Consider the following 21325-nt stretch of genomic DNA (forward strand, 5'->3'; position numbering starts at 1 on the left):
AAAATGACTAAAAAAAATACTTTGCTATTAATAGACGGTTACGGGTTTGTTTTTCGTGCCTATCATGTACAACCGCCGTTAACTTCACCGAGCGGTGAGCCCGTCGGTGCTCTTTACGGCTTTACTTCAATGCTGCTTAAAGTCTTAAATGACTTTAAACCGAAACATGCAGCGGTGGTTTTTGACACCGGCGGCAAAAACTTCCGTCATCAAATTTATGATCAGTATAAAGCAAATAGACCGACACCGCCCGAAGATTTAATTACTCAATTACCATTAGTGCGGACTGTCGCAACTAACCTTAATTTCCCTATCTTAGAGAAAAACGGCTATGAGGCTGATGATATTATAGCTACTTTTGCTGCTAAAGCAGCTGCATTGGAAGAAAATGTCGTTATTATTTCTTCCGATAAAGATTTACTGCAATTAATAAATGATCACGTAAAAATATATGACCCGATAAAGGCAAAATATATTACAGAAGACGATGTTATTAAAAAATTCGGTGTGAAGCCAAATAAAGTCCGTGAAGTTATGGCTTTAATAGGAGATAGATCGGACAATATCCCGGGCGTGCCGTCTATCGGACCGAAAACCGCTAGCACACTTATTGAGCAATTTGATTCGGTGGAAAATATATTAACTTCACTTGAGCAAATTGTAAGCCCAAGGCAAAGGGAAATTTTGGAGTCTTCAAGAGAGCTTGCTTTAATTTCTTGGCAATTAGTTGGGCTTGATTTTAACGTTGATTTAGATTTTGAATTAAATAGCTTAGAATGGTCACCCCCCGAAGCCGACAAATTATCAAAATTTTTGCATGAATATGGTTTTAAATCTTTATATAAAAGAGCAGAAAATTTATTCGACATTAAACTTATCGAGCATAAAGAGATAATAGAAGAAAACAAAGCGGTTACTATCAAGGAAATTAATACTACTGAAGAACTTGATAACGTTTTAAAAGCAGCAGAAAAAGAAGGAGTTATAGGGATTTATCCAATAGAGCATAAAAACCAATTAATTGCTTTTGCCTTGTCATTAAAAAATGAAGGATATATTTTAAAAACTGATAATTCAATTAATGATCTTTTTTCCTATAGTAATAAACAAAATGCTCTATGTCATTCCCGCGAAGGCGGGAATCTAGAAAAATTAAGTTTATATCCCCGTTTTCACGGGGATGACATAGAGACTAGGAATGACACCGAGGATGCTTTGAGGAATCACATAATAACATCTAAACAAAATGAAACCAACCAGTTTTTCCCTGCTATTTATAAATTACTAGGCGATACATCTATCAAAAAAATTACTTACGGCTTAAAACAGCTTCTTAAGATATTTAATAAAGAAACTAGTAAAATTTCGGCTATTGAAGATTTGGAGCTAATGCATTATGCAATGTCGGCGGGAATGCCTCAAAAGGACTTATTTCTAGAGGCTAAGAAAGAAAGCCAAATTGAAAATATAATTATCGAATCAGCAAAAATAGTTGCAGGTTTTACTGCTCTTTATGAACAAGGGACTCGAGAGCTTAAAGATAATAAAGCTTTTAGGTTATATAGAGAAATTGACTTGCCGCTATGTTATGTAATAGATAAGATGGAAAAAGTCGGCATAAAAATAAATGCCGATTATCTCAATAAATTATCCGCAGAATTCGGCGAGGAAATCATAAGGCTTGAGCAGGAAATTTTTACCCTTAGCGGCGTTAAATTTAATATCGGTTCGCCTAAGCAACTAGGCGAAATATTATTTGATAAAATGCAATTACCCTTCGGCAAAACTTCCGCTAAAGCAGCTTCTTACTCCACAGGTGCCGAAATTCTTGAGAAGCTTAGCGAACACGGTTACGGGGTAGCTGATTTATTGTTAAAATGGCGGCAGCTTAGTAAGCTAAAAAATACTTATACCGATAGCTTACCGAAACAAATAAACCGGGTAACCGGCAGAGTACACACGACTTTTCTGCAAACTTCTACTACTACCGGACGGCTTAGCTCCCACGATCCTAATTTACAAAACGTACCGATTCGCTCAACAGAGGGTAATAAAATTAGAGAGGCTTTTATAGCTGAAGAAGGCTATAAATTAATATCTGCCGACTACTCACAAATTGAGTTAAGAATATTAAGCCATATCGCAGATATGCCGGAACTTAAACAATTATTTATTAACGGCGAAGATATTCATAGTCAAACCGCTTGCCAGATTTTTAACCTGAAAAAAGAAGAGCTAACCCATGAGCATCGACGCAAAGCAAAAGCAATAAATTTCGGTATTATTTACGGCATTAGTGCCTTTGGTTTGGCTAAGCAATTAAATGTTAGCTCTAAAGAAGCAGCTGAGTATATAAAGAAATATTTTGCTGAATATAAAGGCGTCGAAAGTTATATGGAATCTATAAAATCAGAAGCTAAAGAACGAGGTTATGTTACTAACTTATTCGGTAGAAAATGCTTTGTGCCGTTAATTTACGATAAAAAAGCCTCGTTGAGGCAATTTGCGGAAAGAGCTGCCATTAACGCCCCTATTCAAGGCACTAATGCCGATATAATAAAAATTGCCATGATTAATTTAGATCGAGAAATAGAAAAGTTAGGACTTAAAACTAGGTTAATATTACAAATTCACGATGAATTACTATTTGAAGCACCGCTTGATGAGGTAGAAATTATTGTACCGATCATCAAGAAAATTATGGAGAATTCTACTGATATAGGTGTACCGATTATCGCCGAAACACGAGTCGGTAATAGCTGGATGGAAATACATTAAGTTCATAAAATTTTATTGAAGTAACATATATTGTTATGGTAATATCAATTATGTTATACCTGCACTCTTTATGTCATCCCGGCGTCGTTGTATAGATCAAAAAAAGTACTATATGTCATTCCCGCGTAGGCGGGAATCCAGAAAAATTATAGTCATCCTGAATTTATTTCAGTATCTACTAAAAAAGATGCTGAAACAAGTTCAGCATGACAAAGAAAAGCCTGGATTCCTGCTTTCGCAGGAATGACAATTCATATTATAAGCAGAGCAATTTATGAAAAATACAATATTCACGTCAGAATCGGTTTCAGAGGGGCATCCTGATAAAATCGCCGATCAAATTTCCGATACTGTCCTAGATGCAATTATTGCCCTTGATCCTGATTGTCGAGTAGCTTGTGAAACATTTGTAACAACCGGTATGGTACTTGTCGGCGGTGAGATTACTACCAGTGCATGGGCTGATATCCCGCAAATCGTGCGTAATAAAGTAAAGGAAATCGGCTATAATGATTTATCTCTCGGCTTTACCGGGGATTCTTGTGCTGTAATATCTTCAATCTCCACACAGTCACCCGATATAGCTATGGGCGTTAACAATATTGATGAAGATGAGATAGGAGCGGGCGATCAAGGTATGGTTTTCGGCTATGCCTGCAATGAAACGACTTCATTAATGCCTGCCCCTATTTATTACGCTCATCGTTTAATGAAAAAGCAAGCTTTGCTACGAAAACAAGGAATTTTGCCATGGCTTGGTCCCGATGCGAAATCGCAAGTTACGTTAAGATATGAAAATAATAAACCCGTAGCAATTGATACGATAGTTTTATCAACGCAGCATAGCGAGAATATACCGTACGCAAGCCTTAAGGAAGCGGTAATGGATGAAATCATCAAACCTGAATTGCCGAGCGATTGGATTAATAAAGATACTAAATATTTCATTAACCCGACAGGTAGATTTGTGATTGGCGGACCTGTTGCAGATTGCGGCTTAACGGGGAGAAAAATCATAGTAGACACTTACGGCGGGATGGCAAGACACGGCGGCGGGTGTTTTTCAGGCAAAGACCCGACTAAAATAGATCGCTCTGCAGCTTATATGGCTCGCTATATTGCTAAAAATATCGTCGGGGCAGGTCTTGCTGATCGCTGTGAAATACAAATATCCTATGCAATCGGCGTTGCTGCACCCGTTTCGATTTATGTTGAAACTTTCGGTACGGGTAAATTAAATAACGAGCAAATTACCAAAATAATAACAACACATTTTGATATGCGTCCCGGGAAAATTATTAAACATCTTAAACTCCATACTCCATGCTATCAAAAAACCGCTGCTTACGGTCATTTCGGTCGAGAGGATGAGGATTTTACTTGGGAGCAATTGGATAAAGTAGAGTTATTACGCAGTGAGCTTCATTGATAATTTTTTACCGTCAATTTAAAAGTAGAATGAGTAATTTTATAATTTAATTACAGGTCTTATTAAGAATCAAAATTGATGTAATGGTATGGATCTACCCTATATACATACGGAATCGATAATAAATTCATCTTATTTAAAGGTAAAAGGATTTATGGGCAAGAAAATAAATCGTAATTTATAACAAAATGCAATAACTATTTTCTACAACTTCAAGTATTTCTGTAACTCCCATATTCTCAACTTCGATGTTCTCAACTTCGGTGTTTTCTAAAGTTGATTCACTATATTTTATTCCTAAAGTACCCGGTTCAAGGAAATTTATAATATGTAATATTATTTCAATAGGTAAATGTAATATATGCCCTTCATCGGCAACAATCCCCGTATTTGGTTGCATATCTTTACACACACCGGCAATAGTAAAGGGCTTCATTTTAATAAAATCGTCTACCTTTTTTAACATGGATTCAACATCTTTAATTCCTTGCTCCTGTAAACTTTCTTTTAGTAATTGCTTATTAACTACTTTATAGAATTTATTAGCAGTTAAAACTTTTAAAGCGTAAGGGTTACTTAAAGTATAATTTGTATATTAAATTTCTTAGTCATTAATGTTTTATTAAAAAACTAACTAAACACTCTATTATTCGTTTCTTTGAAAAACAGCACGTAAAGCTCCGGATATCCAGCTTTGAATGCTGGTTGAAATTTATTATTAACGCATATTTATCCCTTAAGCAAAAAAATATTGACTTTTAATAGAAAAAATATAATTTCTTTACAATTAATTAAAATCTTAAGAAGATGTTAAGTTATCAAGCTGAGCAAAGAAGTTTAACAAAAGAACAAAAAGAAGCTATCGGACTACTATCCATAGGCACGTTTCTTGAGTATTTTGATTTGATACTTTATATCCATATGGCAGTACTACTAAACGATTTATTTTTTCCTAAAACTGACCCGAAAGTTGCTTCACTTTTATCGGCAGCCGCATTCTGTTCTACTTATGTGCTAAGACCGTTTGCAGCTTATGGGTTGGGATGGGTAGGTGATAATATCGGGCGTAAATCTACAGTAATTATCACTACTCTTATAATGGCTGCATCATGCTTTGTTATGGCGAATTTATCAACCTATGAGGAAAAAGGTATTCTAGTTTCTTGGATTATGATAATCTGCCGCATGTCGCAAGGTGTATCTTCAATGGGAGAAATAATAGGTGCGGAATTATATGTGACGGAAACAACCAAGCCGCCCGCTCAATATATATGTGTAGGTATAATTAGTATAGCTTCCCTTATGGGGAGCATGTCTGCATTAATATTTGGTATGATTAGTACTAATTATCTTTTAAATTGGCGTTATGCTTTTTGGGGTGGGGCAATAATAGCTTTAGTCGGATTTTTAGCAAGGACAAGGTTAAGAGAGACTACAGAATTTGTTGATGCAAAACGTCGAATAAAAAAAACTTTAGAGGATTTTGGCATAAATACTGAAAAATTACCTTATAAAGAATATATGGAAGAAAAAGTTAATAAAAAAACATGTTTAGCTTATTTTCTTATCTTACCTTCAGGGTCGGCTTGTTTCTATCTTATTTATATACATTGTGCTGGTTTATTTAGAACTCATTTTAATTATTCAGCTACTGAAATTATGGAAAATAATTTGTATATTTCTATTATTCAATTAATTATAGTATCTATAGTAACTTCTTTAGCATTAAAATTTCATCCGCTTAAAATATTAAAAGTTCAAGGAATTATATTTTTATTTTTTATGCCGATCGGTATTTATTTTTTAAATAATATATCTACTGTTTTTGATTTATTTAAAGTACAGGTGTTATTTATTATAATTAGCATTGCCATTGGTACAGCTGTTCCTATAATTTACAAAAGTTTCCCTGTATTTAAACGATTTACTTTTACCACTGTTATATATGCCTTTGCAAAAATTTTTATAACTATCATAACTTCTTTTGGTATGGTTTATTTAGTGAATATACTAGGAAATTATGGTATCCTTCTTATTATGATGCCTGTAGGAACAGCTTTTTATTGGGGAGTTACTCACTTTGCAGAGCTTGAAAAACTTCGAGGTAACTATCAGCATCAAGAATTTTTTCTTTTAAAGTCATCTTTTTTAAATTAGTTTGTTGTTTAATCATGTCATGACAAAGTTTAACTAATTTTTGTTCAATATTGTATATAGATTAGAGTTACTTGAAGGCAATCGTAAAAATCAATATAGTATTCGTATCAATGGTCAATGGCGTATATGTTTTACTTGGCATAATGGAAATGCACATAATGTTGAAATTGTTGATTATCATTAGGATAATATTTATGCCTCAATTACTTGACCTTATAACCCCATAACTATTGAAAGTGAGAAAGAGTATCTTAAAATATTCTTTATATGAGGTAAAAATTACTACTAATAATATCGCAATATTACGATTATTTCCTTCTTTAGTAGTAAAAAATTGTAATAACTTAATTACTACTTTCTCACTTTCAACAGTTATGCTTATAACCCCTGGTAATGTCTTATATGAAGAATTTATGAAACCTTTAAATATAAGTCAAAATCAATTAGCTCGTGATATTGATGTACCGCCGAGCCGTGTTCATGCTATAGTGCATGGCAAACGAACTCATAGCAACGTCGATATCTTGCATAAGCCTTATGCGGATGCCGCCGCTAGTACCTAAGGCGTATGGATCAACTAATACGTCTAACACTCCCCATTGCCCTATAATTAAATCGGCAAAATTACCGAATAATAAAGTATCTGCCGGCATTTGGTTTGTAGTGCGGTGTTGCCCGCATGGCTCGAGAAATCAGTGTGTCATCCCGCGACTTGATCCATGCAACAACGCCAATGCTCCGCAGGAATGACATAGAATGCTTTTATACTAACATAGTCAGAAATAAGTTATGATTATTAATCATATATAGCTTCTATATGGTACGCAGAGTCAGCATGTCCTATTTCTACTACTCCATTATTTTCATGAATTTTTTGAGTTAAATGCTGATAATGCCCGCTATTTACCGGTACAATATATAGGTTATTGTGGTAGCTGATTAACACAGGATAATTAGGATTATGACACAGTGCGGGAGGATTTGGTAAAGCTAATTTTTGTAATTTGCCGTTTGCATCATAATTAATTTCAAAGCAAGCTTTATTTATATCTGTTCTTTCATCGATACGATTACTTAAAGCGAATTTTAACAGAAACGAACTGCCTGGATTTATAGTATCGGTAAAAGTAAGATATCTATATGCTGTAACTTCAATAATCTTGTTATCAAACTTATATTTTAGCGGAACATTTATAATGTTTATAATATCTTCACGCACTTCTCCGTAAGTCTGCTTCTCATAAATAAGTGGGCTCATTTTAGAAGATATATATTGTATAGTCGGTTTAGGAGTTGTGATAATAACTTTTTGTTTACCTTCCTCATCAGTACTCACTATTTCTGTAGTACTAGTAGTTAATTTATAAGCACTTGTCATCAACTCACTAGCTGATTTACTTCTTTTTATCCCTTTTCCAATCCATTCTTTTACTTTTTCTCGCTTAGAAAAAGTGGAATTCTCTTGAGGCTCAATACTTGCAGGTTCAGGTGCTTTTTCTATAATATTGCCTTCATTATCCTTGCTTACAATTTCGATATCTCCTTTGTGTAATTTATAAGCATTCGCTGCAGTCTTGCCGGCAATTTTTCCACCTTCTATTGCTACTTTCCCGCCTTCTATAGCAGCTTTCCCTAGAAATTTTGCTCCTTTATATGCCGCTATGCCACCGAATACTATTAATGCCCCAAGCAATTCTCCGTCTCCACTATCAGATGAAGACTTATTTCTTTGTTTTCGATGATGCTCATCGGCAGCATAAATTTTTGCTTTTTCTCTTTCCCCTTCCCTATGCTGTTCCCACTGTTCTGCATTCCACATAAAATGTTATCCTTTAAAAATTAAATAGGATTATTTAATCATGTTGCAATCAAAAGTCAAACATTATTTCAAAAAATTCTACTTTTATTAACTAACCTCAACTATGGAAAAAACTTTGTAATTATTTTTAAATATTCATATTAAAAGAACGTCAATATGAATTAAGCGAGTTAATTAAAAGTTATGACACAGTGGATGATAAGCTTTCCAAAAGGCTTTTAGACTTTATAAATATTATGACAAACGCCTATGAAACTTTTAAAGGTTCGACGATTGCCGAAAAACGTGAATTTTTAAATTTTGTATTTGCGAACCTAACATTGAAGGGCTGCAAAGTGCATTACTCTCTACGTTTCCCGTTCGATAAACTCCAAGAATTGGCTAACCCGGATATTGCATGAGATATAGGAGACAAAATCCTCGTAAAGCTGTATAATACTGGTATTTCATTAGAATAATACAAAGGATTTTGTCATGACAAATTGTATAGCATATAGTTACCAGTTTTCCAAAGTAAAAAATCGGACAATAGAGATAAATTTCACTGGAGGTGATATTAGTAGCGATGGAGGTGTGTTGTTATTAAGAGAAGCAGATAAAAGGCTTGGTATAACAGAGGAGCTTGCTAAAATATTTCCTGATAGACGAGATGGTAGTAAAATTACCCATAATATGGCAACAATGCTGAGGCAACGAATTTATGGTATTGCATTAGGTTATGAAGATTTAAATGACCACAATTATCTACGAAAATGTCCTGCTATGCAAACAGCTATGGAAACAATTGATGATATGGCAAGTAGTTCTACCTTATGTCGTATAGAAAACAATGCTGATAGACACTTTGCAATTAAAGTGCATGAACTAATGCTTGATAAATTTATTAAGTCTCATAAAATAGTACCAAAGCAGCTAATACTTGATTTTGATGCTACGGATGATGAAATTCATGGGCAACAGGAAGGTAAGTTTTATCATGGTTATTACGGTCATAATTGCTTTTTACCTTTGTATGTTTTTTGTGGAAAGCATCTGTTAGTTAGTTATCTTAGGACGTCAAAGCAGGATCAAGCAAAACATTCTTGGGCAATATTATCATTGTTAGTAAAACGTTTTCGCCAAGCTTGGCCAGAGGTAAAGATTATTTTTCGTGGTGATAGTGGATTTTGTCGTCATCAGATGTTTGATTGGTGTGATATTCATAATATAAAATATATTGTAGGAATGCCCCAAAATAACAGACTAAATGAGTTACTGAAACCTACAATGGAGAAGTCAAAAGCAGCATTTATTATAACCCAAGAAAAGCAACGTCTTTTTAGTGAGTTTCCATATAAGGCTGGTAGTTGGAGTCATGAACGTAGAATAATTGGTAAGGCAGAAATGACAATGCTTGGAGAAAATCCAAGGTATATAGTAACTAATTTATCAGATAAACCTGAAGATTTATACGACAAAGTTTACTGTGGTCGTGGTGATATGGAAAACCGTATAAAAGAGCAACAACTAGAATTATTTGCAGATCGTACTTCTTGTCATAGATGGTGGGCTAATCAGCTCAGAATGATTTTATCGGGTCTTGCATACACTTTAGTAGAATATATCAGAGGTAATTTATTACAAGGTAGTGCATTAGCAAAAGCACAAATAGGTACAATACGTTTAAAATTATTAAAAATTGGGGTAGTAATTATCCGTAATACTAGGCGTATTAAGTTTTTGTTATCTTCATCATATCCTTACCGACAGGTATGGAATCATGTGATGAAGAAATTAGCATTAGAATAACCTAGATTAGCACTGTTCCCGGTGCTTAGAAAAAATGGGGTAAGGGGCATTACATCTAAAATTTGAAAATAACGGCTTCAAAGCACTTTTTGGCAAAATTTTTACAAAAGTATCATTGCTAATATTATAAATTACTCAATTTCTTACTTTAAATCTCACTTCATGCAATATCCGGGCTAAATTCATTGCACTAATATCAGATGCTAGGCTATCTACATTGAAGGGCATTAAGCCTTCAAATGTAGTAGATGTTGTAGTGGTTGTGGTAGTAGTTTGCGTTGCAGGAGTTGCTAGGGTATAGACTAGACCTAATTTAGTCTTTAATTCTGCTAAATTTGTACAACCTTGAAACTGCAGCGGTATATCTTTCTCAAAACTATAATGGTACCCAAAAACTAGACAAGAAAATAGAGAAAAGTAGGTATAATATCTCCTAGGAAAAGGAGCAAAAAATGAAAAAAAATGAAAAAACAAGTTAAAAAATATAGTGCAGAAGAAAAAGCAAAAATAGCAATTGAAGCAATATCTGGAGAAATGACTATAGCTCAAATTACCAGCAAATATGGTGTTCACGCTAATCAGATTTATAAATGGAAGAAAGAAGCTTTAGATTTTATGGTTTCTGGATTTAAATCAAAATCTAAACAACAAGATACCGGCCAAGAAGATTTAATTAAATCATTATTTGAGCAAATAGGCCAGTTAACAGTTGAAAGAGACTGGCTTAAAAAAAAATCTAGTATCTTTGGATTTAGAGGTTAGGAAAAAAATGATAAGTTATGCTTCAAATTTAACCATAGCAAGACAATGCAAACTTTTAGATTTAAACCGCTCAAGTTACTACTACCGAGCTAGGAATACCTTAGATGATAAGGAGTATAGAGTACTGAACAGAATTGATGAGATTTTTACAGAGCATCCCTATTATGGTACTAGAAGAATGTCTCATGTCCTAAAATCCGAAGGGTTAAATGTTAGTCGTAAGATGATAAGAAAATATTATAAAATACTTGGTATTGAAGCAGTATACCCAAAGATTAATTTAAGCCGTAGGAATCAGGCTCATAAAGTATACCCATATCTATTAAATAATATAGAGGTGGTTTGCTCCAATCAAGTTTACTGTGCAGATATTACTTACATAAGATTAAAGCAAGGTTTTGTATATTTGGTTGCTATAATGGATTGGTATAGTCGTTATATTTTGAGTTGGCGGGTGTCGATTAGTTTAGAAAATGATTTTTGTATTGAAGCTCTAAATGAAGCAATATCTATACATGGCAAGCCTGACATTTTTAATACGGATCAAGGAGTACAATTTACATCAAAAGATTTTACTCAAATACTTGAGCAACAAGGCATAGCTATTAGTATGGACGGCAAAGGCAGAGCCTTAGATAATGTATTTATTGAACGTTTTTGGCGATCTTTGAAACAAGAGAAGATTTATCGTTTTGATCTTGAAACAGTACGTGAAGCAAAGATAGCTATCAGAGATTATATAGAATTTTATAATCAGCAAAGACCTCATCAATCGCTTGAATATAAGACACCTGAAATGATACATTTTGCAGAAAAACTAGAAAATTATCAAGAGGCTATATGACATAGAAAATGCAAACTTTACTTTGAAAAACCAATACATTAATACAGGAGAATTACACCTCTAAAATTTAAAAAATTTGTCTAGACAAAGGGTACCACCTCAAGTCTTGCAGAGGACGAAATAAATTTTCCATAACTTCTGTTGAAGTTTTATCTTGAACTTTAATACCTTCAATTAATTTATAATAATGTTCATTTATATCTTGATATTCGTTTATATCTTCTATATTTAATCCTTTAGTATTAAGGATTGCTTTTAACTTTACTTTTAAAATTTTATAACTTTTCTGAAATTTTATTAAAATCTGTTTAAATTCATTATTGTTTTCATGTCTTATCTGATTATTTATAAAATCACCATAATCAATATTAAGTAATAAATATAAACTTAATATTTGCTCTTTTGTACCTTTGTGAATACGAGGTTTACTAACTCTACTTGTTTTTTTGTTAATGTATCCGCTTCTATTACTTGAGTATTATAAGAGAGGTGTAATACATCATCCTTACCCTTAAAAATTCCTGAACATGCGCTTTTAAAATGAAGTAAACTTGCAAGAGCATCGAAAATTCGAAAATTATAATCAAATTTATTCCAATTATCTTCTTTTGGGAAAGCTATTAAATCTTTATTTTTCATTTTTATTAATACGGTATGTCATAACTATTAAAAAGATCGGTAGTATTTTCTCCTAACCTATCTAACTGATCTGTAGCATCTACAAATATCCCTGTAGCAACTTGATTTTCTATTCCACCTTTCTCTCTATAAGGAGGATCACACATTTTAAATGCAAGCTCTCTTAATATTTCTCTCTCTTCTTTTCCTTCTAAATGTAATATTGTTTTTATCTCATCAAGGTTTCCATCCGCAACTTGTTTAGAAATATAACAATTTCCATCTTCATCACCTTTAAAATATTTTGCTAAATTATTTATTTCTATTGGTTTCTGATCACTTTCGAGCTTTTTTAACGCTATAGTATATGATTCTACAACTGATCCAAAAGTGGTTAAAGAAGCTTGATTACTTTTTGGAGAATTTGGATTTGAATTATGGGGGCTATAATGTTGTACTTTCATAAAAACCTCTAATTATTTAAATTTTATGAATTTATTATATCATAATTAACTATTTATTTATCAACTAAAAATTTATAAAAAAGTTTTTACCATAGTATTGTAACGTACATAATGAAATTGCATTATATGAGCATAATTATTTTGCATATAGCTAAATATATTAAAAGGTGGAGCAATTAGAGGTAATTAGTAGAAATCAGAAGGTAGTTAGGCTAGCAATGATTTAATATCAGTCCAAGTAAAAATTTTTTGATCTCTAGCCCGGATATTGCATGAGATATAGGAGACAAAATCCTCGTAAAGCTGTATAATACTGGTATTTCATTAGAATAATACAAAGGATTTTGTCATGACAAATTGTATAGCATATAGTTACCAGTTTTCCAAAGTAAAAAATCGGACAATAGAGATAAATTTCACTGGAGGTGATATTAGTAGCGATGGAGGTGTGTTGTTATTAAGAGAAGCAGATAAAAGGCTTGGTATAACAGAGGAGCTTGCTAAAATATTTCCTGATAGACGAGATGGTAGTAAAATTACCCATAATATGGCAACAATGCTGAGGCAACGAATTTATGGTATTGCATTAGGTTATGAAGATTTAAATGACCACAATTATCTACGAAAATGTCCTGCTATGCAAACAGCTATGGAAACAATTGATGATATGGCAAGTAGTTCTACCTTATGTCGTATAGAAAACAATGCTGATAGACACTTTGCAATTAAAGTGCATGAACTAATGCTTGATAAATTTATTAAGTCTCATAAAATAGTACCAAAGCAGCTAATACTTGATTTTGATGCTACGGATGATGAAATTCATGGGCAACAGGAAGGTAAGTTTTATCATGGTTATTACGGTCATAATTGCTTTTTACCTTTGTATGTTTTTTGTGGAAAGCATCTGTTAGTTAGTTATCTTAGGACGTCAAAGCAGGATCAAGCAAAACATTCTTGGGCAATATTATCATTGTTAGTAAAACGTTTTCGCCAAGCTTGGCCAGAGGTAAAGATTATTTTTCGTGGTGATAGTGGATTTTGTCGTCATCAGATGTTTGATTGGTGTGATATTCATAATATAAAATATATTGTAGGAATGCCCCAAAATAACAGACTAAATGAGTTACTGAAACCTACAATGGAGAAGTCAAAAGCAGCATTTATTATAACCCAAGAAAAGCAACGTCTTTTTAGTGAGTTTCCATATAAGGCTGGTAGTTGGAGTCATGAACGTAGAATAATTGGTAAGGCAGAAATGACAATGCTTGGAGAAAATCCAAGGTATATAGTAACTAATTTATCAGATAAACCTGAAGATTTATACGACAAAGTTTACTGTGGTCGTGGTGATATGGAAAACCGTATAAAAGAGCAACAACTAGAATTATTTGCAGATCGTACTTCTTGTCATAGATGGTGGGCTAATCAGCTCAGAATGATTTTATCGGGTCTTGCATACACTTTAGTAGAATATATCAGAGGTAATTTATTACAAGGTAGTGCATTAGCAAAAGCACAAATAGGTACAATACGTTTAAAATTATTAAAAATTGGGGTAGTAATTATCCGTAATACTAGGCGTATTAAGTTTTTGTTATCTTCATCATATCCTTACCGACAGGTATGGAATCATGTGATGAAGAAATTAGCATTAGAATAACCTAGATTAGCACTGTTCCCGGTGCTTAGAAAAAATGGGGTAAGGGGCATTACATCTAAAATTTGAAAATAACGGCTTCAAAGCACTTTTTGGCAAAATTTTTACAAAAGTATCATTGCTAATATTATAAATTACTCAATTTCTTACTTTAAATCTCACTTCATGCAATATCCGGGCTAGTAGAGAGATTAGCTCCATAACAAATTATTGTTTTAATTCTCCTAGTTTATTTCCTCAAGTAGATATTTTCTTTCTTTATATAAAATCTATAAATAATGTGTGTATCTGGAGTATACCCTAACCTGACACTAGCAACCTATAAGAAAATATGTCAGAATAGAACCCTTATTAGAATTATCTGACACTTGTCAACGCAAGCCCAAGAACCTAACTTGACAGATTTTGCATTTAATGACTATATCTTATTTACTATATGACTTATATTACTAACCATGTAGTAAATAAATTAGACATTAATTAAAAATAAGCTCACTAATAAAAACTATAATTATTATTTGGTTACTATTATAGTCATTTTATATTAATATGTTTATATATAATATAACTATATTAATATATGAAAGATAATAATGTACTCATATCTGCTACTGAGTTTAAAAAACATTTCTTAAATCTAGTCGATCAAGTCAAAAGTAAACATGATTCTTTTATTATAACAAAAAGAAAACTACCGGTCGCTAGAGTAGTACCTCTAGAAGTTGACGACAAAGAAAATAGAAAAAGTTATTTTGGTTTTCTAAAGGGAACGGTCAAAATAAATAATGATATAATAAACTATTCTTGTGAAGCTGATTGGGAAGTAAATAATGACCAATGTTGAAATTAATGATTCAGAAAGCTTAATTTTGGATACTCATATATTAATTTGGTATGTAGAAGGAATAGAATTATCTGAATCTCAGATAGGATTAATAGAAAAAGCTAGAGAAAAAAATATGCTATGTATTTCTGCCATATCTATCTGGGAAATAGCCATGCTTGAAAGTAAAGGCAGAATAGCACTTTCAGTTAGTTTAGCTGACTGGATCGATAAATTATTATCTATCCCGGGCTTAAACTTAATTGATCTCTCAGTTTCGGTTTTAATACAAAGCTGTTTCCTAACTCATTATGAGCATAAAGACCCTGCTGATAGATTTATTATAGCTTCTGCGAGAGCAAATAATTCCTATTTACTAACTTTTGATCAAAAAATTATCCAGTATGCTAATTTAGGTTATTTAAAAATAGTACAAACTAAATAATAATAGTTATGAGCGGAAAAGTAATCGGTTATATAAGAGTCAGTTCATATGAACAAAATCCTGAACGCCAATTAGAAGGAGTAAAACTTGATAAAACCTTTATTGATAAAGCTTCAGGTAAAGATATATTTCGCCCTGCCCTTGAAAATATGCTTAATTATATAAGAGAGGGGGACACGATTATTGTTCATAGTATGGACAGGCTAGCTAGAAACTTAGACGATCTTAGAAAATTAGTAAAACAACTAACCGACAAACAAATAAAAATTCAGTTCATAAAAGAAAACCTTATTTTTACAGGAGATGATTCACCTATTTCAAAATTATTATTATCTGTAATTGGGGGAGTCGCGGAGTTTGAACGGGCTTTAATAGCCGAAAGACAAAAAGAAGGAATTATTATAGCTCAAAAGAAAGGAAAGTATAAAGGACGTAACAAATCTTTACGTGACGAGCAAGTATTACTTGCAAAAAGTAAAATAGCAAATGGTGAAAAGAAAAGCCATATTGCACTAGAGCTAGGTGTTAGCCGTGAAACTTTATACCTATATTTAAGAAAATTTAGTAATACCAAAGCTCTAGAGAAATTTTAAACTAAATTTTCAATAAAAATATAATCAAGCTAAAGAGATTTATTTATATACTACGAGTAAAGCCTGAGCTACCTTGTTATTGAATTATATATTGTTTAATTAGCTAATTTAAGTTACAGGTTTATGAAACTAAACTTAGTGTCAACAGCGGTCGAAAAATGATACAGTATCATAAAAAAATTATCTGATATTTAAGTCATAAAATTATCCTCCTGTTTATTAATAATTTCTATTGGCACAAGACCAGCTTTCTTTTTATTCTTAAGCCTGAAACTATCACCTTTAATATTGAGTATAGTGGAGTGATGAAGCAGACGATCTAAGATAGCAGCTGTAAGAGCACTATCCTGAGCAAGACTATTATGCCATTGTCCAAATGGCAGATTACTTGTAAGAATTATGCTACCCTTTTCGTAACGCTTTGCTATAACTTGAAATAACAGATTAGCTTGTTCCGGTTTTAACGGCAGATACCCAAACTCATCTATTATAAGTAATTTATATGGTAGTATTACTCTTTTGAATATGGAGTCCAGGTTTCCCTGGTTTAGCCCAGCATTAAGTACAAGCATCAAATCTGCAGCTGTTGTAAATTTAGTTTTGATTCCGCATTGTGTTGCTGCATAACCAAGGGCCATAGCTATATGGGTTTTTCCTACTCCAGAAGGACCAAGCAGAATAATATTTTCTTGTCTTTCTACAAAAGACAGAGACCTTAAACCTTCCAAAACCTTGCGTTTTATTCCTGTAGCAAAATCATAATCAAAATCATCCAGCGTTTTGATAGCAGGAAAGCCTGCCATTTTGGTGAGTATTGATTTACTCCTGTGCTGCCGTGCCAATAGCTCTGTTTTTAATATTGACTCCAGGAAATCCGTATAACTTGAGTCTTCTTTACTAGAGGATTATGCAATATCAAGATAATTTTCAGCTATCTGCATAAGGTTTAAAGAGCGGCACAGCTCTTCTATACGTTGGTGCTGCAGGTTCATAATGCCTCCAGTATACTTTGGTATATGCAGAGGGAATGTTGTAAGGAAACTGTAGAAAATCGTTCCCCTTTATCTCTCATAATCTCTAGTGCTGTAGGATGACTACCGCTATAATCCAATGGTAGTGGTTGAAGATGATTCCTTTCAAGTTTTAATCTTTCTGCAGGTATTGCACCTGTTGTGCCATGTACACGCAGATTTGCAGTATTACGTAACCATTTTAGTACCTCCGAATTTGCAGTATCCACATCTAACACTAACTCTGCAGTTTTTAATTTTGTTACTAATGGATTATAAAAGCTTTCTCTTATATATCTGTTAAATCGTTCAACTTTGCCCTTAGTCTGTGCTCGATAAGGTCTACACACTTTTAATCGAAAACTATAATGTTTTGCAAAATCCAGCATGCCTTTATTAAAACGGTGTATCCCAGGACCATATGTATCCCTATCCAGTATTACTGTCTTCATATTGTCATAAAGTACTTCTTCCGGTACTCCGCCAAAATAATCAAATGCCCGCTTATGACATTCTATTAATGTTACCAGCTTTTCATTGGTAACAAATTCTACATAGCTTGCCCGGCTAAATCCTAATGTAGCCACAAAAGCTGATAGAGGATTTTTCCCCTTACGAAATTCTATCCAGTCAACTTGCATCTGTTTGCCAGAAGCAGTCTCAAATCTTATCATATTCTCCTGTTTAGCTACCGGCTTTATACTTCTTAAATAATCTCTTAGTTGGGTTATACCTCCTGGATAACCCAACTCCTTTATCTCTTGAAACAGTACAGTACCAGGTAGAGGCACAGGGTGGGCTGATTTTATTCTGTCACTCAAGTAGTCTTTATATGGGGCAAGCTTTGTTACCAACTTTGGCCTATCCTTATATTTAGGGTTACCATCATATTTTAAATATTTACGTACTGTATTTACTGATACACCTACTTCTCCGGCTATTGTTCTTAGGCTTTTACCATGTTTATTCAATATTTTTATTTCCATTATTTGCTCCAGTATTATCATTGTTCATTACCTCCTTATCCAGAGGATTCTACTTTAATACTGTATCAATTTTTAGCCGTTGCTCTGTATCATTTTACTTCCGTTGCTAACATTAATACAGATAAAGAAAGAAATTTGTTAATGGAGAAGTTAGCAAATAATAATCTATCATCTGTTAAACCGATCAAGCGTGTGTATATTCCCAAACGAAAAGGCAAACTTAGACCTTTAGGTTTACCTATTATTTTGGATAGATGTATGCAAGCTGTTGTTAAATCACCACTTGACCATGTATGGACCTACCCGATAATGCAAGAAAAAAATAATATATAACAGCAAAAAAATCGAATGCAGTCATGTATCCGGCTTATAGTTAATAAATCACTTTAAATTTACCCTATAGCCCTGATGGAATTCGCTGGCTTACAAACTATATTACTTATCATTTTGATCTGTCAACAGTTTTCCGGACAGTTTTTTACACACATTTTTGTATTTTTTCGTATTGTACTGGTGATAGATAATCGTTAGCAGAATGCATTCTTATACGATTATAAAATACCTCTATATATTCAAATATAGCATGTTTTGCTTCCTCCCTAGTTTTAAATTTATGTTGATAAATTAATTCTGTTTTTATAGTATGAAAAAAGCTTTCAGCAACAGCATTATCCTAGCAATTTCCTTTACGACTCATACTCTGTATAATACCATGTTGTTTTATAAGTTTTAAATGACTATCAGAACAATATTGGCTACCTCTATCAGTATGCCAAATAAGCTTTTTAGGTGGTTTACGTTGCCATATTGCCATTAGCAAAGCATTATTAACTAAATCAGCTTTCATATTACTATTCATTGACCAGCCTATTACTTTTCTAGAAAATAGATCAATAACTGTTGCTAAATATAACCATCCTTCTCCAGTTGGGATATAGGTGATATCACCAACCCAATAACAATTAACATTAGAAACTTTAAACTGTCTATCCAATAAATTAGGAGCAACTTGCTTATTATGCTTAGAATCAGTAGTTGCTTTAAATTTATACTTAGTTTTACATACTAAGCCAGCTTCATTCATTAGTCTTGTAATTCTCCTACGACTAACAATTATGCCTTGCCTCAACAAAGCCTTTTTAATGGGTCTAGATCCATAATTTCGTCTACCTTCCTGAAAAATAGCTCTAACCTTACAGGTTAATTCTCTATTTTCTTTATCCCTATTGCATCCAGGGTTATTTAACCACTCATAATAACCGCTACGTGATACCTTCATACATTTGCACATAATTGCAATTGAGAAATCATCTTGATGCTTCTTTATCCATGCATACCTTACAGGGACTCTTTTGCAAAGTACGCTGCAGCCTTTTTTAGTATATCACGCTCCTGTGTTACTATCACCAGCTCTTTCTTTAATCTTTTTAATTCATCATACAGATGTTCATCTGTTCTTGTTATTGATTCTTCAAATTGTTTAGAATATTTATCTATCCAACTATATAAAGTATTCTTACTGATACCTAATTCTTTTGCAGTCTGAATAACAGGTCGCTTCGATTCAGTTGCCAATTTAACTGCTGATTCTTTAAATTCACTAGAATACATTTTTGTTTTTGTCATACTGTATTTCCTTTCTGTTAATATTGTCTCATACTAACTGTCCGGAATACTATAGCCACATCATTTTGTCGACTTCTAAAGAGTCATTGTCTGGTTCAGTTTTTTTGTAAGCTAAGGTTCGTCTTATTTACCATCAATATTATCATTCTTTCGCATATTCCGGATTAAAATCTATTAAATTTCTACTTACCTATAATATTATCTCGTCAACTATTTATACCAATTCTTTAGCTACAAACTTTACTCTCGGTATAATCATTACCTGAACTGAGTACTGCAAACACCACTCTTGCTAGTTTATTAGCTACTGCAACAGTTGTTTTATTATGCCCACTTCGTTCAGATAAATTAAACATCCACTCGGTAAACTTGCTATAATCTTTTTTAGATTTTTGCTCTTCCGTGGTAAATCTTATCTTACTATTCAGTACTGCTCTTGCTCCTTGAATCAACAAAGTGCGTAAATAGATATCACCTCTTTTACTAGTACCAAGCAACTTATCTTTGCCACCACTAGAATGTTGCCTTGGCACTAATCCTAGCCATGCTGATAATTGCCTGCCATTTTTAAAACAACTAGCATTACCTATTGACGCTATTAAGGCTGTAGCAGTTATTAAACCTATACCTGGTATCGTCATTAGTTGTTGGTGATTACTATACTGGCTAGCTATAATTTTTAATCTTTGTTCTAATTCTTTTATTTTTTTATTATTCTCTAGAAATTCTTCTTTTAACTCACTAAACGTTCGATAGCTTAGCTGACTTAAATCCCCTTCATCTAAAATTTCGGTTAATTTTGTCATAATCTTATTAATTCCTTGCGGAATAACAAAACCAAATTCATGTAATAATCCCCTGATCTCATTAGCAAGAGCTGTACGATTTTTTACCAATCGCTGTCTTACCCTATGAATAAATAAAATATCTTGTTGCTCTACAGTTTTGATAGGCACAAACCTCATATTAGGTCTTGCTACTGCCTCACATATTGCTTCTGCATCAGCTTGATCATTTTTATTAGTTTTAACATAAGGCTTAACAAATTGTGGAGCCATTAGTTTTACATTATGACCTAATTTTGTTAATTCTCTTGCCCAATAGCTAGCTCCACCGCAAGCTTCCATGCCTACTAGACATCTTGGTAAATTAGCCATAAAAGTTATAATCTGCTCTCTCATTAATTTTTTCTTTAATATTGTATTACCATTTTTATCTACACCGTGAATTTGAAAAATTCTTTTTGCAATATCTATACCAATTGTGGTAACTTCCATATGGACCTCCTTATTGTTGTTTAGGATTCATTTCCTATCCTAGAAGATTAGCTCCTGCTTCTCATTCTGTATATAGGGTAGGTCCATACCATTATCTTGGCAAATTAGCCATAAATGTTAAAATCTGTTCTCTCATCAATTTTTTCTTTAATACCGTATTACCATTTTTATCTACACCATGAATTTGAAAAATTCTTTTTGCAATATCTATACCAATTGTGGTAACTTCCATATGGACCTCCTGAA

The 21325-nt window shown here is 33.0% G+C and carries 21 protein-coding genes and 3 pseudogenes; 14 read left to right on the top strand and 10 right to left on the bottom strand.

Annotated elements, in window-relative coordinates:
• Positions 1-3 precede the first annotated feature (3 nt).
• Both polA and metK read left to right on the top strand, forming a co-directional pair.
• Positions 4-2778: a DNA polymerase I gene (gene polA, locus AAGD48_RS07960; protein ID WP_341789666.1), complete on the top strand. Its 2775-nt coding sequence runs from the start codon at positions 4-6 to the stop codon at positions 2776-2778.
• 274 nt (positions 2779-3052) lie between these two features.
• The gene (gene metK, locus AAGD48_RS07965; RefSeq protein WP_341789667.1) at positions 3053-4207 is read left to right on the top strand and encodes a methionine adenosyltransferase; all 1155 of its coding nucleotides are present in this window, start codon (positions 3053-3055) and stop codon (positions 4205-4207) included.
• Between the two features lie 178 nt (positions 4208-4385).
• Here metK and AAGD48_RS07970 read toward each other — a convergent pair whose 3' ends face one another.
• Positions 4386-4673: a hypothetical protein gene (locus AAGD48_RS07970; RefSeq protein ID WP_341789668.1), complete on the bottom strand. Its 288-nt coding sequence runs from the start codon at positions 4671-4673 to the stop codon at positions 4386-4388.
• Between the two features lie 341 nt (positions 4674-5014).
• On the opposite strand from AAGD48_RS07970, the gene AAGD48_RS07975 reads away from it, so the two are divergent.
• Genes AAGD48_RS07975 through AAGD48_RS07980 form a run of 3 tightly spaced genes read left to right on the top strand, consistent with a single transcriptional unit; the run spans position 5015 to position 6927 of the window.
• Positions 5015-6364 (top strand): MFS transporter, encoded by a 1350-nt coding sequence (locus tag AAGD48_RS07975; protein WP_341789669.1) that lies wholly within the window; start codon positions 5015-5017, stop codon positions 6362-6364.
• A 40-nt stretch (positions 6365-6404) separates the two neighbouring features.
• On the top strand, positions 6405-6548 hold the full coding sequence (locus AAGD48_RS10675; RefSeq protein WP_410526012.1) for a type II toxin-antitoxin system RelE/ParE family toxin: 144 nt from the start codon (positions 6405-6407) through the stop codon (positions 6546-6548).
• Between the two features lie 52 nt (positions 6549-6600).
• Entirely contained in the window at positions 6601-6927 is a 327-nt protein-coding gene (locus AAGD48_RS07980; protein ID WP_341790815.1) for a hypothetical protein, read from the top strand.
• Positions 6928-6930: 3 nt separating this feature from the next.
• Here AAGD48_RS07980 and AAGD48_RS07985 read toward each other — a convergent pair.
• Positions 6931-7017: pseudogene (locus AAGD48_RS07985) on the bottom strand (hypothetical protein); the annotation flags it as partial.
• A 143-nt stretch (positions 7018-7160) separates the two neighbouring features.
• Complete coding sequence (locus AAGD48_RS07990) at positions 7161-8183, bottom strand: hypothetical protein (protein WP_341789670.1); 1023 nt, start codon at positions 8181-8183, stop codon at positions 7161-7163.
• A 236-nt stretch (positions 8184-8419) separates the two neighbouring features.
• Between AAGD48_RS07990 and AAGD48_RS07995 the strand changes: the two genes are divergently transcribed.
• From AAGD48_RS07995 to AAGD48_RS08010, 4 genes are all read left to right on the top strand, one after another.
• Positions 8420-8584, top strand: a complete 165-nt coding sequence (locus AAGD48_RS07995) for a hypothetical protein (protein ID WP_341789671.1) — start codon at positions 8420-8422, stop codon at positions 8582-8584.
• 73 nt (positions 8585-8657) lie between these two features.
• Positions 8658-9971 (top strand): IS1380 family transposase, encoded by a 1314-nt coding sequence (locus AAGD48_RS08000; RefSeq protein ID WP_341789277.1) that lies wholly within the window; start codon positions 8658-8660, stop codon positions 9969-9971.
• 462 nt (positions 9972-10433) lie between these two features.
• On the top strand, positions 10434-10733 hold the full coding sequence (locus AAGD48_RS08005; protein ID WP_045812944.1) for a transposase: 300 nt from the start codon (positions 10434-10436) through the stop codon (positions 10731-10733).
• Positions 10734-10740: 7 nt separating this feature from the next.
• Positions 10741-11577, top strand: coding sequence for an IS3 family transposase (locus tag AAGD48_RS08010; RefSeq protein ID WP_341789327.1), 837 nt, complete (start codon positions 10741-10743; stop codon positions 11575-11577).
• 387 nt (positions 11578-11964) lie between these two features.
• Here the strand turns inward: AAGD48_RS08010 and AAGD48_RS08015 are convergent, their stop codons facing one another.
• Together AAGD48_RS08015 and AAGD48_RS08020 are read right to left on the bottom strand one after the other, a co-directional pair.
• Entirely contained in the window at positions 11965-12216 is a 252-nt protein-coding gene (locus tag AAGD48_RS08015; protein ID WP_341789672.1) for a hypothetical protein, read from the bottom strand.
• A gap of 5 nt (positions 12217-12221) precedes the next feature.
• A complete protein-coding gene (locus AAGD48_RS08020; RefSeq protein ID WP_341789673.1) occupies positions 12222-12659 on the bottom strand; it encodes a hypothetical protein in 438 nt (145 codons plus the stop codon).
• A 349-nt stretch (positions 12660-13008) separates the two neighbouring features.
• On the opposite strand from AAGD48_RS08020, the gene AAGD48_RS08025 reads away from it, so the two are divergent.
• The 4 genes from AAGD48_RS08025 (at position 13009) to AAGD48_RS08040 (ending at position 16180) form a co-directional block, all read left to right on the top strand.
• Positions 13009-14322, top strand: coding sequence for an IS1380 family transposase (locus AAGD48_RS08025; protein WP_341789277.1), 1314 nt, complete (start codon positions 13009-13011; stop codon positions 14320-14322).
• 577 nt (positions 14323-14899) lie between these two features.
• Positions 14900-15163, top strand: coding sequence for a type II toxin-antitoxin system Phd/YefM family antitoxin (locus AAGD48_RS08030; protein WP_341789674.1), 264 nt, complete (start codon positions 14900-14902; stop codon positions 15161-15163).
• A complete protein-coding gene (locus AAGD48_RS08035; protein ID WP_341789675.1) occupies positions 15150-15587 on the top strand; it encodes a type II toxin-antitoxin system VapC family toxin in 438 nt (145 codons plus the stop codon). The genes AAGD48_RS08030 and AAGD48_RS08035 overlap by 14 nt, the downstream gene beginning before the upstream one ends.
• Positions 15588-15595: 8 nt before the next feature.
• Positions 15596-16180: a recombinase family protein gene (locus tag AAGD48_RS08040; protein WP_341789676.1), complete on the top strand. Its 585-nt coding sequence runs from the start codon at positions 15596-15598 to the stop codon at positions 16178-16180.
• A 191-nt stretch (positions 16181-16371) separates the two neighbouring features.
• On the opposite strand, the pseudogene istB reads toward AAGD48_RS08040, so the two are convergent.
• A pseudogene (gene istB / locus AAGD48_RS08045) lies at positions 16372-17172 on the bottom strand (IS21-like element helper ATPase IstB).
• Positions 17169-18176, bottom strand: a complete 1008-nt coding sequence (gene istA, locus AAGD48_RS08050; protein ID WP_341789677.1) for an IS21 family transposase — start codon at positions 18174-18176, stop codon at positions 17169-17171. The pseudogene istB and the gene istA overlap by 4 nt, the downstream one beginning before the upstream one ends.
• Positions 18177-18179: 3 nt before the next feature.
• Between istA and AAGD48_RS08055 the strand changes: the two genes are divergently transcribed.
• The gene (locus AAGD48_RS08055; RefSeq protein WP_341789678.1) at positions 18180-18509 is read left to right on the top strand and encodes a hypothetical protein; all 330 of its coding nucleotides are present in this window, start codon (positions 18180-18182) and stop codon (positions 18507-18509) included.
• 145 nt (positions 18510-18654) lie between these two features.
• Here AAGD48_RS08055 and AAGD48_RS08060 read toward each other — a convergent pair.
• From AAGD48_RS08060 to AAGD48_RS08070, 3 genes and pseudogenes are all read right to left on the bottom strand, one after another.
• Positions 18655-19802, bottom strand: a pseudogene (locus tag AAGD48_RS08060) (IS3 family transposase).
• 227 nt (positions 19803-20029) lie between these two features.
• Complete coding sequence (locus AAGD48_RS08065) at positions 20030-21079, bottom strand: IS110 family transposase (protein WP_341789679.1); 1050 nt, start codon at positions 21077-21079, stop codon at positions 20030-20032.
• Positions 21080-21170: 91 nt separating this feature from the next.
• Positions 21171-21311, bottom strand: a complete 141-nt coding sequence (locus AAGD48_RS08070) for a hypothetical protein (protein ID WP_410526013.1) — start codon at positions 21309-21311, stop codon at positions 21171-21173.
• Between the last annotated feature and the right edge of the window lie 14 nt (positions 21312-21325).

It is taken from the genome of Rickettsia endosymbiont of Polydrusus tereticollis (assembly GCF_964026385.1).
GTDB lineage: Bacteria > Pseudomonadota > Alphaproteobacteria > Rickettsiales > Rickettsiaceae > Rickettsia.

Bases quoted from the DNA above. Each gene is read 5' to 3' on its own strand.
- AAGD48_RS08025 (WP_341789277.1), top strand. From the start codon at position 13,009: ATGACAAATTGTATAGCATATAGTTACCAGTTTTCCAAAGTAAAAAAT.
- AAGD48_RS08030 (WP_341789674.1), top strand. From the start codon at position 14,900: ATGAAAGATAATAATGTACTCATATCTGCTACTGAGTTTAAAAAACAT.
- AAGD48_RS07990 (WP_341789670.1), bottom strand. From the start codon at position 8,183: ATGTGGAATGCAGAACAGTGGGAACAGCATAGGGAAGGGGAAAGAGAA.
- AAGD48_RS08000 (WP_341789277.1), top strand. From the start codon at position 8,658: ATGACAAATTGTATAGCATATAGTTACCAGTTTTCCAAAGTAAAAAAT.
- AAGD48_RS08020 (WP_341789673.1), bottom strand. From the start codon at position 12,659: ATGAAAGTACAACATTATAGCCCCCATAATTCAAATCCAAATTCTCCA.
- AAGD48_RS07995 (WP_341789671.1), top strand. From the start codon at position 8,420: ATGACAAACGCCTATGAAACTTTTAAAGGTTCGACGATTGCCGAAAAA.
- AAGD48_RS08035 (WP_341789675.1), top strand. From the start codon at position 15,150: ATGACCAATGTTGAAATTAATGATTCAGAAAGCTTAATTTTGGATACT.
- AAGD48_RS08010 (WP_341789327.1), top strand. From the start codon at position 10,741: ATGATAAGTTATGCTTCAAATTTAACCATAGCAAGACAATGCAAACTT.
- istA (WP_341789677.1), bottom strand. From the start codon at position 18,176: ATGGAAATAAAAATATTGAATAAACATGGTAAAAGCCTAAGAACAATA.
- AAGD48_RS08070 (WP_410526013.1), bottom strand. From the start codon at position 21,311: ATGGAAGTTACCACAATTGGTATAGATATTGCAAAAAGAATTTTTCAA.
- AAGD48_RS08005 (WP_045812944.1), top strand. From the start codon at position 10,434: ATGAAAAAACAAGTTAAAAAATATAGTGCAGAAGAAAAAGCAAAAATA.
- AAGD48_RS07970 (WP_341789668.1), bottom strand. From the start codon at position 4,673: ATGTTAAAAAAGGTAGACGATTTTATTAAAATGAAGCCCTTTACTATT.
- polA (WP_341789666.1), top strand. From the start codon at position 4: ATGACTAAAAAAAATACTTTGCTATTAATAGACGGTTACGGGTTTGTT.
- metK (WP_341789667.1), top strand. From the start codon at position 3,053: ATGAAAAATACAATATTCACGTCAGAATCGGTTTCAGAGGGGCATCCT.
- AAGD48_RS08040 (WP_341789676.1), top strand. From the start codon at position 15,596: ATGAGCGGAAAAGTAATCGGTTATATAAGAGTCAGTTCATATGAACAA.
- AAGD48_RS07975 (WP_341789669.1), top strand. From the start codon at position 5,015: ATGTTAAGTTATCAAGCTGAGCAAAGAAGTTTAACAAAAGAACAAAAA.
- AAGD48_RS08015 (WP_341789672.1), bottom strand. From the start codon at position 12,216: ATGAAAAATAAAGATTTAATAGCTTTCCCAAAAGAAGATAATTGGAAT.
- AAGD48_RS08065 (WP_341789679.1), bottom strand. From the start codon at position 21,079: ATGGAAGTTACCACAATTGGTATAGATATTGCAAAAAGAATTTTTCAA.